12 protein-coding genes are annotated in these 13777 nt (G+C 45.5%); 5 read left to right on the top strand and 7 right to left on the bottom strand.

Annotation, left to right across the window (positions count from 1 at the left end; translation table 11 throughout):
- Nucleotides 1–133: 133 nt before the first annotated feature.
- A complete protein-coding gene (gene recA, locus FBF61_RS22795; RefSeq protein WP_138481744.1) occupies nucleotides 134–1201 on the top strand; it encodes a recombinase RecA in 1068 nt (355 codons plus the stop codon).
- Nucleotides 1202–1274: 73 nt separating this feature from the next.
- Here the strand turns inward: recA and FBF61_RS22790 are convergent, their stop codons facing one another.
- The 6 genes from FBF61_RS22790 to FBF61_RS22765 all read right to left on the bottom strand — a co-directional run bounded on the left by FBF61_RS22790 (nucleotide 1275) and on the right by FBF61_RS22765 (nucleotide 8395).
- Nucleotides 1275–2810, bottom strand: coding sequence for a P-loop NTPase family protein (locus tag FBF61_RS22790; RefSeq protein ID WP_138481742.1), 1536 nt, complete (start codon nucleotides 2808–2810; stop codon nucleotides 1275–1277).
- Between the two features lie 16 nt (nucleotides 2811–2826).
- Nucleotides 2827–4398 carry a ribonuclease Y gene (rny, locus tag FBF61_RS22785; RefSeq protein WP_138481740.1) on the bottom strand — a complete coding sequence of 524 codons (1572 nt, stop codon included), beginning with the start codon at nucleotides 4396–4398 and terminating at the stop codon, nucleotides 2827–2829.
- A 120-nt stretch (nucleotides 4399–4518) separates the two neighbouring features.
- Nucleotides 4519–4830 carry a cell division protein ZapA gene (gene zapA / locus FBF61_RS22780; protein ID WP_138481738.1) on the bottom strand — a complete coding sequence of 104 codons (312 nt, stop codon included), beginning with the start codon at nucleotides 4828–4830 and terminating at the stop codon, nucleotides 4519–4521.
- A complete protein-coding gene (locus FBF61_RS22775) occupies nucleotides 4827–5171 on the bottom strand; it encodes a hypothetical protein (protein ID WP_138481736.1) in 345 nt (114 codons plus the stop codon). Before FBF61_RS22775 ends, zapA begins: the two co-directional genes overlap by 4 nt.
- A gap of 6 nt (nucleotides 5172–5177) precedes the next feature.
- A complete protein-coding gene (pheT, locus tag FBF61_RS22770) occupies nucleotides 5178–7607 on the bottom strand; it encodes a phenylalanine--tRNA ligase subunit beta (RefSeq protein ID WP_138481734.1) in 2430 nt (809 codons plus the stop codon).
- 131 nt (nucleotides 7608–7738) lie between these two features.
- On the bottom strand, nucleotides 7739–8395 hold the full coding sequence (locus FBF61_RS22765) for a DUF1684 domain-containing protein (protein ID WP_138481732.1): 657 nt from the start codon (nucleotides 8393–8395) through the stop codon (nucleotides 7739–7741).
- Between the two features lie 185 nt (nucleotides 8396–8580).
- Between FBF61_RS22765 and FBF61_RS22760 the strand changes: the two genes are divergently transcribed.
- Nucleotides 8581–8958 (top strand): response regulator, encoded by a 378-nt coding sequence (locus FBF61_RS22760; protein ID WP_138481730.1) that lies wholly within the window; start codon nucleotides 8581–8583, stop codon nucleotides 8956–8958.
- 5 nt (nucleotides 8959–8963) lie between these two features.
- Nucleotides 8964–9725: an MBL fold metallo-hydrolase gene (locus FBF61_RS22755; protein WP_138481728.1), complete on the top strand. Its 762-nt coding sequence runs from the start codon at nucleotides 8964–8966 to the stop codon at nucleotides 9723–9725.
- A gap of 9 nt (nucleotides 9726–9734) precedes the next feature.
- Here the strand turns inward: FBF61_RS22755 and FBF61_RS22750 are convergent, their stop codons facing one another.
- Nucleotides 9735–10967: a DUF819 family protein gene (locus FBF61_RS22750; RefSeq protein WP_138481726.1), complete on the bottom strand. Its 1233-nt coding sequence runs from the start codon at nucleotides 10965–10967 to the stop codon at nucleotides 9735–9737.
- Between the two features lie 94 nt (nucleotides 10968–11061).
- Between FBF61_RS22750 and FBF61_RS22745 the strand changes: the two genes are divergently transcribed.
- Nucleotides 11062–11553, top strand: a complete 492-nt coding sequence (locus FBF61_RS22745) for a (2Fe-2S)-binding protein (protein ID WP_138481724.1) — start codon at nucleotides 11062–11064, stop codon at nucleotides 11551–11553.
- A 38-nt stretch (nucleotides 11554–11591) separates the two neighbouring features.
- Nucleotides 11592–13754 carry a xanthine dehydrogenase family protein molybdopterin-binding subunit gene (locus FBF61_RS22740; RefSeq protein WP_138481722.1) on the top strand — a complete coding sequence of 721 codons (2163 nt, stop codon included), beginning with the start codon at nucleotides 11592–11594 and terminating at the stop codon, nucleotides 13752–13754.
- Nucleotides 13755–13777: the final 23 nt, after the last annotated feature.

Genomic DNA, 13777 nt, shown 5'->3' with positions numbered 1-13777 from the left:
TTAAAGGAAAATTTGGTTGCTTTTGTGAGCAGGATTTGATAAATTTACACCTCAGAAAAGACCAGTTACACAGCGGTTTTTGTGAAGCAAAGGCCGCTATTTTTATGTACAAACTAAATTCTTGTTACCATTTATGGCACAAACTAGCACAGATAAAGACAACAAACTAAAAGCATTACAGACCACTCTGGAAAAATTGGACAAGGCTTATGGGAAAGGTACAGTAATGCGCCTGAGCGATACCAAGGTTTTGGATATTCCCGTGATTTCTACGGGTTCTTTGGGGCTGGATCTGGCATTAGGTGTAGGAGGTGTTCCCCGCGGTCGTGTTGTCGAAATATATGGTCCTGAATCTTCGGGTAAAACGACTTTATCAATGCACTGCATCGCCGAGGCGCAGAAGAAAGGCGGACTTGCCGCATTTATTGACGCTGAGCATGCTTTTGACCGTTCTTATGCCGAGAAATTAGGGATAGATACAAGTAATCTATTGATTTCACAGCCGGACAGCGGTGAGCAGGCACTTGAAATCGCCGAACATCTGATCAGTAGCGGTGCCGTAGATATTATTGTGATCGACTCAGTAGCCGCACTTGTTCCGCGTGCGGAGCTCGAAGGTGAAATGGGAGACAGTAAAATGGGTCTGCAGGCCAGGTTGATGTCGCAGGCTTTGCGAAAGCTGACCGGTGTAATTAACAAAACAGGATGCTGCTGTATCTTCATCAACCAGCTTCGTGAGAAAATCGGCGTAATGTTTGGAAATCCTGAAACGACAACTGGTGGTAATGCATTGAAATATTATGCTTCGGTTCGTCTGGATATCCGCCGCGTGGGGCAGATCAAAGAGAGCGCTGACGCGATCCTGGGAAACCGTACCAGGGTTAAGGTGGTTAAAAATAAAGTCGCTCCTCCTTTTAAGGTGGTTGAATTCGACATCATGTACGGAGAGGGAATCTCAAAAGTAGGAGAGATCATTGACCTTGCCGTAGAACTAGATATTGTAAAGAAGGCAGGTTCTTGGTTCAGTTATGACGGAAACCGTCTTGGACAGGGCCGTGATGCAGTAAAAGCGCTTATTAAGGACAATCCTGAATTGATGGATGAACTGGAGGCGAAAGTTCGTGCAAAAGTCAATAATGAGCCCGATTCTCTGATCGACACCAGTGAACCTAATGTCGCTGACGAAGGTGCTCCGCTTTAAAGTGAGTTCTTCAATATCATAAAAAAATGCCCGGTGTTTTTTCCGGGCATTTTTTTATGATATGTAATTGCTGTTAAAAAGGCTTTCTATCATCATCGTCCTCATCAAAATCGTAATCTTCATCACCCGGACCGGAGAACATGCTGCTAACCAGGTCCTGAAACTTCATTCCCTGATCCAGCGATTGTTTGCCTATTAATGAAAACTCAGCCATACCGTGCAGTGCAAATTCCATCATAAAGAGTTTTTCGGCATCACTGGAATACGCGCTCAGCATATCAACAAAATCATCCAACCCGTCGATGGTCTTCAGGCGGGCCATATACTCGCGGTCGGTCATGTCACCTGGCATTTCCATTTCATTCCCCGAACCGAACCATTCGATTACCTTGGCGTAAGGATTGATCTTGCTTTTTTTGCTTTTTTCAGGATCCGGGAAAAAGTTAAGAAATTGCGTGCGGATAGCTTTTCCTATCAGATTTTGAGCAACAATGACGGGGCCTTCAACCTCGCCTTCGTAAACAAGTTCTACTTTTCCGCAAATCGAAGAAACAACGCCGTACAGATCCGAAATGCGCACATATGTAGATTCTTCGCCATTGATCAGCGCACGCCTTTCCGCAGTACTTAAAAGGCTTTCGTAAGCAGATATTGTCAAGCGTGCAGAAACACCACTCTTGCTGTCTACATATTCGCTTTCCCTGGCTTCAAAAGCAATCTGCTCGATCAAAGTCTTGGAAAGTTCATTGACGATAACCAATTCCTTTTGCTCTTCTTTAACTACCGCTTCCTGTTCTGTTATTTTCTTTCCGGTCTCAATGGTTTTAGGATAGTGGGTAACAATCTGGCTTTCAATCCGGTCTTTCAGCGGCGTCACAATACTACCCCGGTTGGTATAATCCTCGGGATTTGCGGTAAATACAAACTGAATATCCAAAGGTAGCCGCAACTTAAACCCGCGGATCTGAATATCACCTTCCTGCAGTATATTGAATAGTGCAACCTGGATTCTTGCCTGAAGGTCAGGGAGCTCATTGATCACAAAAATTCCTCTGTGCGAACGCGGTATAAGTCCGAAATGGATTACCCTTTCATCAGAATAAGGTAGTTTCAATGTTGCAGCTTTGATCGGGTCTACATCTCCGATAAGGTCAGCTACGGAAACGTCTGGAGTGGCCAGTTTTTCGGTATAGCGCTCATTTCTGTGCAGCCAGGCAATCTTTGTATGATCTCCATATTCCGTGACCATGTCTTTAGAGAATCTCGAAAGAGGTTCCAGCGGATCATCATGCAGTTCAGAATCCTCCACGTAGGGAACGTATTCATCCAGCAGGGTTACCATCATCCGGGCAATGCGGGTCTTTGCTTGTCCCCTTAATCCAAGAAAGTTGATGTTATGCATGGAGAGGATCGCCCGCTCAACATCAGGGATTACAGTTTCTTCATAACCCCATATTCCCGGAAAAATGTTCTCTTTATTTTTAATTTTTGAGATCAGATTATCACGTAATTCCTGTTTGATGGAACGTAACTTGTAACCTGCTTTTTTAAGTTCACCAAGCGTTTGGATACCCAAAAGTTCTGAACTGGTAAGCTGTGAGTAATTCATGTATTTGGGCTATTAATTAACGCGCGTATGCGACTGAACGCATTTCCCGGATTACAGTGATCTTGATCTGTCCCGGATACTGCATTTCTTTTTCGATCTTCTGGGAAATATCAAAAGAAAGCATGCCAGCTTTTTCGTCCGATACATTATCGGCATCTATGATAACCCTCAGTTCTCTGCCCGCCTGGATCGCGTAACATTTTTCGACGCCGTCAAACGACAACGCCATGTTTTCAAGATCTCGCAGCCTCTGGATGTAAGATTCCATCATTTCACGGCGTGCCCCAGGACGTGAGCCTGAAATTGCATCGCAAACCTGAATGATCGGTGACAATATGCTCGTCATTTCAATCTCATCATGGTGGGCGCCGATGGCGTTGCAGACTTCAGGGTTCTCTTTATATTTTTTAGCAAGTTCCATGCCCAGGATAGCGTGCGGGAGATCTGATTCTTCCGGCCATACCTTCCCAATATCATGCAGTAATCCGGCCCTTTTTGCAAGCTTGGTGTTCAATCCGAGTTCAGAAGCCATTGTAGCGCATAATTTGGCTACTTCTCTCGAATGTTGTAACAGGTTTTGTCCGTACGAAGAGCGGAAACGCATGCGGCCGATCATTTTTACCAATTCGGGATGCAGACCGTGGATGCCCATATCGATCACAGTGCGCTCACCGATTTCCACAATTTCGTCATCGATATTCTTGCGGGTTTTGGCAACAACTTCCTCAATACGGGCTGGGTGGATCCTGCCATCCTGTACCAATCTGTGTAATGAAAGCCTGGCAATTTCCCTTCGAACCGGATCGAATCCGGAAATTACAATGGCTTCGGGCGTATCGTCTACAATAATCTCCACACCCGTAGCAGCTTCGAGCGCCCGTATGTTTCTTCCCTCGCGACCTATTATTTTACCTTTGATATCATCGTTTTCGATGTTGAAAACAGACACGCAGTTTTCGATTGCATGTTCGGCGGCAGTGCGCTGAATGGTTTCTATAACTATCTTTTTGGCCTCCTTCGTCGCAGTCAGGCGGGCCTCTTCCATTGCACTTTTTACATAGGAGCCTGCTCTTGTGTCAGCCTCTGCTTTCAAGGCATCAACCAATTGCTCGCGTGCCTGGTCGGCCGTGAGGTTTGCGATTTTTTCAAGCTGAGCAACCTGCTGCTGAAGTGATTTTTCGGCTTCTTCACGACGCTTGGCGGCGGTTTCCAGTTGTAGATTAAGATTATTTTTGAGCGTTTCCAGCTCGTTCTCGCGGCGTTTGTTCTGCTCGATCGTCTGGTTCAGGCTTTGTTCACGCTGCTTAAGTTTCTGTTCGTTGGTCTGGAGGATAACACGCTTTTTATTGGCGTCGTCCTCAAATTCTGACTTCAGCCTCAGATATTTCTCTTTGGCTTCGAGAATACGGTCTTTTTTGATGTTTTCAGCGGCGCTTTCCGCATTGCGGAGAATTTCAGTAGCACGTTCCTGAGCCTCTTTTTCTTTTTGGTCAAAAGATCGTTGGAAGATGTATTTGCCTGCGAAAATACCTACGCCAATGGCAATGATATCGGACAGGACAAGAATGAAAACTAATGAATTTGACATTTCGGTACAGGTTATATATAGTTGGTATGACCGACTACACCCTCGTCAAAATGCCGAACAGTACATTTGAAGGATAACAGGAAGACGAATTAAATTAAAAGTTTTCTCAGATAATGAACATCAATTTTCAATAGCACTGGCAATTGTCTCATCCAGCTTTTCCACTCTGTGCTTAAAAGTTGCTACCAAATCATCCATTTGCTCCTGGTTCCTCTGCAATGCCACGAGGCACTCGATGGAAGTAAGGGCAATTGCTTCGATGTCACCGTATACTTTCCCTTTTAATTTATGCTGTTGCACACGTTGCATGAAGACCTCATACCCATCCCTGTAGAATTTCTCCTGATCCGCCGGAACGCTCAGTTTGAAACCTCTGTCCAGCAGTTTTATAAAGACAGAAACGTCTGGATTAGGTATGCTATTTTTTTTCATAAGGTATCTTCAAGCATTTCAATGCACTTATCGATCTCTTGTATATATCTTTCAACTGAGTCTTTCAGTTCGGCTATTCCGTTGGTTGGCGTCAGTTTACTAGTGACAATTTTAGCGAAACTTTTAGACTTATTAAAGTCTTTTTCCAAAGTAGTGTATTTTTTCTTTATTTCTTTCGCTTCTTCCTTGAGTTTGATATTGGATAAACGGAGCTCCGCATTTTCGCGCTGTAGTTCTGAAATTGACCAGGTTAATTTCTCTTTTGTGTTGATCAGTATCTCGAGTTTTTTCTCAAGATCAGACAGCCTGTGCTCAATGATGCGTGTGATGCTCCTATCCATGTTTCTCTACTTTCTGATCAATGCCTCAAATTCTTTTTCGTAAGCCGCAATCAAACGTTGCATCGATTTGTCGATCACTTTATCGGTTAATGTTTGCTGGTCGTCCTGTAATGTGAAACTGATGGAATAGGATTTCTTGCCTTCCAGGTTCGCACCTTCGTACACATCAAATACGTTCACTGACCGCAGCAACTGCCTTTCTGTTTTAAAAGCGGTTTGCCGGAGCGCTTCAAAAGTGGTCTTCTTGTCCACAACCAGGGAAAGATCCCTGCGAACTTCCGGGAATTTGGAAACCTCTTTGTATTGAACCGCCGAATCATATTGTTTCAACAGATACTCCCAGTCAAAATCTGCAAAGAAAACAGGTGCTTTAATGTCCAGTTTTTTGGTCAATGCAGTGTTTAGCAAACCGAAAGAAACAACCGGTTTCTTATTATATATTAAGGTAAGCCCGTGCTTGAAAATACCGGCGTCGGCAGCTTGCTTTTCAACTTCCCTGATTTTCATCGCGGAAAGAACTTTGCTCACAAAACCGGCCATGTCATGAAATTCTACCGGCTTCGACTTTGCGATCCAGCTTTCTTCCTGGATGTTGCCTGTCAGGAAAACGGATAACCTTTCCTTTTCTACATATTTCCCGTTTACCTCATGATAAGTTTTACCAAATTCAAAAAGTTTGAGATCACGCTGGCGCCGGTTGCTGTTGTAGGCAATTACCTCCAGACCGGAAAAAATCATTGTCTGGCGCATCACCGACAAATCTTCGCTCAGATAATTGAGGATTTTTACCGGATTACCCAATGCACTTTCGCCCAGCAATGCCTGAAACTCAGGTTTGGTAAGCGAATTATTGATCATTTCATTGAACCCGTTTGCAGCCAGCAATTCAGCTGCGCGCATTTTGAGTTTCTCAGGGTCATTGACAGGGAAATCCGAAAGGAAATCAGAGCTCAGAGATTCTGACAATTCAACTTGTCCAAAACCGTAAATTCGCAGGATTTCTTCGATTACATCTGCTTCTCTCTGAACGTCAACACGATATGGAGGCACAATAGCTGTGAATGTTTCGTCCGTTTCATTCTCAATTTGGATATCAAGAGATGTAAGAATATTCTTGATCAGCTCTTTATCCAACGATTTTCCAAGCAGCCTGTTAATATGGGCATAACTCATCGGAACCTGGAAATCCTTCACGGGAGCAGGATAAATATCTGTAATTTCAGAAGATACTTTTCCACCTGCGATTTCCTGTATCAGCAGGGCAGCTCTCTTGAGCGCATATAACGGCATATTGGGATCTGTTCCCCGTTCAAAACGGAATGAAGAATCCGTTTTCAATGAAAACCGCTGGGCAGTTCTGCGGACCCAAACCGGCGAAAAATAAGCCGATTCAAGAAAAATAGTGGTGGTATCATTGGTAACACCGGAAGCAATCCCTCCGAAAACGCCTGCGATGCACATGCCCTCTGGTTTTCCGTTAGTACCGGCATTACAAATCATGAGATCGTTCTCCGATAGTTTTCTTTCCTGCCCATCGAGGGTTACAAAAGGAGTGCCTGCCTCTACGGTGGTAACAATCACTTTATTGCCCGTAACCTTCTCTGCATCAAAAGCATGCATCGGCTGGCCCAGTTCATGGCAGATGTAATTGGTAATATCGACAATGTTGTTGATTGACCGGATCCCGATCACTGCGAGCCGCTGTTTCAGCCAGTCAGGAGAGTCCGCTACCTTTATTCCCGAAATCGTCAGGCCTGTATAACGTGGGCAAGCTTCCGTATTTTTTACTTCAACATCAAATGGAAGGCTATTGTCATGGATTGCAAAAGCATCAACCGAAGGCAATTGTACCGGACGGTTCAAAACTGCTTTCAAATCCCGGGCTACACCATAATGCGATGCAGCGTCAGCACGGTTGGGAGTAAGACCGATTTCAATGAGGTAGTCGGACGAAATTCCGAAATATTCTGAGGCAGGTGTTCCGTTTGGAAGAGCAGTTTCGAGTACCAGGATACCCTCATGCGAAGTTCCAAGTCCCAATTCATCTTCCGCGCAGATCATCCCTTCGGAGAGGGAACCTCTTATTTTTGATTTTTTCAAAACCAGCGGCTGGTCGCTTCCGGTTGGATATAATACAGCACCTACTGTCGCAACTATCACTTTTTGTCCCGCAGCAACATTGGGTGCTCCGCAAACAATAGAAAGCGGATTTTCGAGGCCAACGTCGACGGTAGTATTTTTCAGACGGTCTGCTTCCGGATGTTTTTCACAGGTAAGCACTTCTCCTATCACCACACCCTGTAAACCTCCTTTTATAGATTCAATTTCTTCGATTCCTTCGACTTCCAGTCCGGTTGCCGTCAATAATTTGCCGATTTCTTCCGGCGTTTCAGTAATTTCTACTAATTCTTTAAGCCACTTATAAGAGATCTTCATGCGGATGCTTTAAAAAAATATGAATTGGCACCAGATTTCTTTTCTTCGTCGGGCATTATATTGATCCCTTCAAAAGATTAAGGTCTGTTACCAAATTGGTCGTAATACAAAATTAGTGATTTAAGTTGAAGCTAATGTACGCCCGACTCGATTTGCTCACCGGCAAGAATGGCGACGGTCAGCTTGTTTTCCGCCGGAGGTACCGGGCATGCATAGGACTCCTGGTATACACAATAGGGATTATAGGCCTTGTTAAAATCCAGGATAATGGTGTTGTTTTTTATTTCTGAAACAGGGTAATCCAGATAACGTCCGCCTCCATATGTCAGATTTCCACTGGTTTCATCTTTGAACAGGACAGATATAATGCTCTCGTTTTTAAGCAACAGCAATTTCTGGCTTTCTCCGTTTATAGTAAAATTGGCATAGCCGTATTTCTCATATTTCTCGGAAGTGCCGTCCGTATATTGCACCACAACCTCCTTGTCGTCATTCATATAGGGAGAAATATTGGCTTTGATCCGGAACGAAAGATTAGGCTGAAAGTAATGCAGGCCGTGGAAACTTTCTTTGTCTGCGATCGGAGAGTCGGCTGAGGTTCTGAACTGCTCATCTTTGGCAGCCCGCTCGCCCAGTAGTTTGGTTTTATATTGTTCGGGATTGGCAGCGATCAGGTCTTCACCTTCGGATCCGGCACTAAAACCGGTGAAATTTTCTGCGACGAAATAAGCCAAAATGGCTATTACCATTGCAATGGTACTGTAACGGATAACTTTATTTTTGAACATAGCAGGTCAATAATTGTAAACGAATTGCAAACTTACACCCGAAATACAGGTTTGAAAAAGTATAGGATGTTTATTTACTTTTTTGTGATAATTTTGAAACTTCACGGCCTTCCGGCTTGTGTTCTTGGTTGAATTATCCCTAAATTGACCTGGCAAATTATTAAAACAAAATACTGACCCATCATATGTCCTACACTAAACGAGTACTCATTGCCGAAGACAGTTCTGTTATTCAAAATCTGGCAAGGAAGATTCTGGAATTTCAACATTATGAAATCACTTCCGTGAAAAATGGAGAGCAAGTATTGCAGCTTCTTGAAAAAGAAGATTTCGACATTATTTTACTGGATATCAATATGCCTGTTATGGATGGGATGGAGTGTGCAAGAAGCATCCGTAAATTGAGCAACGAAAAGAAAGCGAAAACACCTATAGTAGCCATCACAGGCAACGCAAAGAATTACTCGGAGGAAGATTTTAAGGAAGCTGGTTTTGACGATGCGCTGATGAAACCTCTCAATTTTGACCGTCTGGTTGAAGTGGTGGCGCATTTGACAGAATAGTTTTCATGAGGATTACTTTATTAGGAACCGGCACATCGCAAGGAATACCCGTTATTGCCTGCGATTGTGCCGTTTGCCGTTCAGGTGATCAGCGTGACAAGCGCCTGAGAGTCTCTGTCTGGATACAAACCCAGGGAAAATCTTTTGTGATTGATACCGGCCCGGATTTCAGACAGCAAATGCTCCGTGCCAATGTCCGCGATCTGGACGCTGCCATTTTTACCCACCAACATAAAGACCATACGGCCGGGCTGGATGATATACGGGCTTTTAACCATCGCCAGCAAAAGGATATCCCATTGTATGGCAGGCTGGAGGTACTCAATCAGATCCGTACAGAGTTTGCTTACGCTTTTACCGAAAAGCGCTATCCGGGAGTCCCGCATTTTGAACTTCACCCAATTGAAAATCAACCATTTGATGTGCAGGGCGTAACTTTTATACCCATAGAAGTCATGCACCACAAGCTGGCAGTCTATGGTTACCGGGTTGGCGATTTTACCTACATCACGGACGCGAATTTCGTTTCCGAAGAAGAACAGGAAAAAATCAAGGGTTCAAAAGTGCTCATACTGGACACACTTCAGAAAGAACCGCACCTCTCTCACTTCACATTACCCCAGTCGCTGGAATTGATCGATAAGCTCAATGTTCCGCAGGCTTACCTTACGCATATCAGCCACAAACTCGGGCTTCACGCGGTGATCGAAAAAGAGCTGCCGCCGCACGTGCATCTGGCATACGACGGGCTGGTGCTGGATTTATAATGACATCTTCTAATTATTGCTGACCCACTGCATCATCAGCGCGGTAAGGTAGCCGCCGTAAGTTCCGATTGCATAACCAAGTATTGCCAGCAAAACCCCGACTGGAGCGAGTGACGGGTGAAAAGCTGCCGCAACAACCGATGCCGAAGCAGAACCGCCCACATTGGCCTGACTACCCACCGCCAGGAAGAAAAACGGGATTTTGAGCCACTTACATGCGATGACAAGAATAATGGCATGAATCAGTATCCAGACCAGCCCGATGGCAAACAAGCCAGGATTATCGGCCACTGCTCCGAGATCCATCTGCATCCCTATGGTTGCTACCAAAACATACAAAAAGACAGATCCCAGTTTTGAAGCACCAACATATTCCAACTTACGCAATGGCGTTACCGACATGATAATTCCGACGAGGGTGGCGATGGTAACGACCCAGAAAAAAGTGGAAGTGAGGCTATACTTTTCGAGCCAGGGGTAATTTTGGGATAAATAAGGAGTGATTATTTCGCCCATAAAATGTGCAAAACCGGTTGCTCCGAATCCCGCAGCTGCCAGAAAAATGTAGTCGCTGACGGTAGGATTGCGTTCATTTGCCTTGGATTCGGCATCCATATGAAGCTTGACCTCTTCGATCTGTCTGCTGTCGGCTCCCAAAAGTTTATCGAATCTTTCAGAGACTCCGGCACCATAAATGAGTAATGCCATCCAAATTTCCGCGACGAGCACATCCACCGCGACCATCTGTGAAAACAACCGGTCACTGGGCTGAAATACTTCTCTCAATGCAGTTTGATTAGCCCCGCCACCGATCCAGCTACCGGCAATTGTAGCCAGTCCGCGCCAGACCGCATCGGGGCCCTCGCCAGCAACAGTTGCCGGACTTGCCAGACCAACCATCCATAAAGCAAGCGGGCCTCCGATCATGATCCCGGCAGTGCCAACCAGCATGGCGACCAGCGCTTTGGGGCCTAGTCGCCCAAGCGATTTCCAGTCCATACCGATGGTAAAAAGAACAAGACAGGCGGGAAGGAAAAACTTTGAAACCACCGGATAAAGCTGGGATGAACTTCCGTTGATAATACCAAACGAATTCAGCAAACCAGGGATGAAGTAACAAAGGAGCAGAGGCGGGATTACATTGTAAAAACGTTTCCAGGCTCCGGGTAGGGTTGCTGTGTAAAAAATTGCAGCCAGGATGACCATCAGTATTCCAAGTACGGCAGCATCATTTCGGATCATTATCAGTATTCAGGGTCGGTTTGCGTAATGGGTAAAAATAGATTATTTTACATGAGTATTTCCATAAATGCAAGATAATCTATAACCATTCACCATGGCAACATATAATTTATCAGTTAACGGTAAAAAGGTAAAAGTCGACGTCGAGCCGGATATGCCTTTACTTTGGGTTGTGAGGGATTTCGTCGGACTTAAAGGAACGAAATTCGGGTGCGGTATGGCATTGTGCGGCGCATGCACGGTTCACCTCAACGGACAGCCAGCCCGGTCGTGCCAGACGCCGGTTTCAAGTATAGGCAAAAGTGACAAGATTACAACCATTGAAGGAATTGGGGAAACGCAGTTACATGCCGTTCAGAAGGCATGGATAGAAGAGCAGGTGCCTCAATGCGGCTATTGCCAGTCAGGGCAAATCATGACGGCTGTGGCTCTCCTAAAATCCAATCCGGATCCTGACGACGCCGAGATCGACTCGGCTATGAGCGGTAATTTGTGCAGATGCGGTACTTACGACCGGATCCGTAAAGCGATTCACAGGGCGGCCGGAGAGATGAAGGTTGCGCAACCGGGAATCGGTAAGATGTAATAAAAAGAAAACACAGCCAACATTAGCAACTTACGACTTTGGAAAAAATACAAACATCGCGCCGCAATTTCCTGAAAGCCACCGGGATTTCGACGTTCGGTCTGGCATTGGGCGTTACGACTTTTGCAAGGGATGCTTCCGTCAAGAAAATCACACCTGCGATTTTAAGGCTTGAAATAAATCCTTTCATCATCATCGATACTGCCGGGAATATAACCCTGGTCAATCCCCGGCCTGATATGGGTCAAGGCTCTACGCAGGCAGTGCCTTCCCTTCTGGCGGAAGAACTGGGCGTCAAGCTCGAAAACGTACAGATCATTCAGAGTGACGGAAGTGGCAAATATGGTAGCCAGACTTCCGGCGGAAGCAGTTCTGTGAGAGAATTGTGGCTCCCGATCCGTAAAGCCGGGGCAGCTGCACGCGAAATGCTGACTACAACTGCCGCCAAAAGGTGGAATGTGGCGGTGTCGGAATGTACCTCAGAGGACGGCTATATTTTGCATAAGGCCTCGGGGCGGAAACTTTCTTTCGGGGAGTTAGCTGACGATGCGTCCAAGCTGGAAATTCCGAAAGAGCCCAAATTGAAAGAACCGAAGGATTTCAAAATAATCGGGAAATATAACAAGCGGCTGGATGTACCCGAACGCGTTACAGGAAAGGCAGTGTACGGAATTGACGTTGATATCCCTGGTATGGTTTATGCGTCCATCGTGCATTCGCCCCTGATCCATGGAAAAATTGTTTCCATAGACGATACGGAAACAAAAAAGATAAAAGGCGTACTGCAGGTCATTAAAACCGAGCGGACTATGCCGCACCGGACCTCCGAGGCGGTAGCGGTAGTAGCGACCAACTGGTGGGCTGCGCTGAAAGGTAAAAAGGCATTGCAGGTAAAATGGGACAATGCAGAGCTTGAAAAGACTGTCAATACCGCCAACTATTTTGCAGAAAGCCATGAAGCAGCCAAGAAAGAGGGTATCAACTTTGAGGAAAAAGGAGACTTTTCGGTAAAATACGCCGGGGCCAAAGATAAGCTGGAAGCAAATTATGAAACACCGTTTCTGGCCCATGCGCCCATTGAGCCTGAGAACGCAATAGCACATGTAAAAGACGACGGTTCTGTGGAAATATGGGCGCCGGTACAAGGACCGGACTGGACGCTTCGGGATGTTTGCGCGTATATGAAAGTCAAGCCGGAGCAGGTGAAAATCAATGTCAAATTACTGGGCGGGGCATTCGGACGGAAGGCCTACCATGACTTTGTATTGGAAGCATGCCATATTTCAAAAGAGATTAAAAAGCCTGTTAAAGTGATATGGACCCGGGAAGATGATATTTCGCAGGGGCCGTATCGGCCCGGAATGCTAAGTCACATGCAGGGATTTGTAGAGGATGGAAAGATCACCGGATTTCATCATCATGCAATTGGGGAGTCGATCGTTGGACAGGTATTCAAAGGTTTGAAGGACGATGAGGCCGATCCGTGGCTGAGTGAGGAAATTAGTACGGGAAATAATAAATACCAGTTCGCAACAGCTTCCAAGGTAAGCTGGACGAATGTTAAAACCGATATTCCGATTGTCTGGTGGCGCTCAGTATATGCGTCTAATTTTGGGTGGGGGCAGGAATGTTTTATCGATGAGCTGGCTCATCTTGCCAAAAAAGATCCCTTGAAGGCAAGAATGGAAATACTTCCCGACGAAAGGTTTAAAAAAGTACTTGAAACACTGGCAGAGAAGGCAAACTGGGAAGAAAAGCTGCCGGAAGGATCCGGAAAGGGTATGGCTGTTTTTAAGTCTTTCAATAGCATTTCGGCCTGTTGTATTACAGTTTCCAAAAAAGACAAAGGTGTCAAAATTGATAAGGTCATTTCTGTGATAGACTGCGGATATTATGTAAATCCGGATAATGTAAAGGCGCAGACAGAAGGGAACATTGTAATGGGTCTTACTGCTGCGATCAAAGATGGGATTACCTTTCATAATGGCGCCTGCGAACAAACCAATTTTCATCAGTATAATATCCTTCGTCTGAACGAAACACCTGTGATGGATATCCATATCATTGACAGCGGTGCTGCGCCTGGTGGAGTAGGGGAGCCTGGCCTGCCGCCGGTTGCACCGGCCCTTGGGAATGCCGTTTTTGCGGCTACGGGGAAAAGGATGCGAAAACTGCCTTTTAATATCAATGATCTGGGCTAGTACGTATCGTTTGCAAAATCCAG

This window comes from Dyadobacter bucti, from assembly GCF_005869225.1.
Classification (GTDB): domain Bacteria; phylum Bacteroidota; class Bacteroidia; order Cytophagales; family Spirosomataceae; genus Dyadobacter; species Dyadobacter bucti.
The sequence above is the reverse complement of the archived record's forward strand: the minus strand, read 5'-3'. Positions and strand labels throughout refer to the sequence as shown.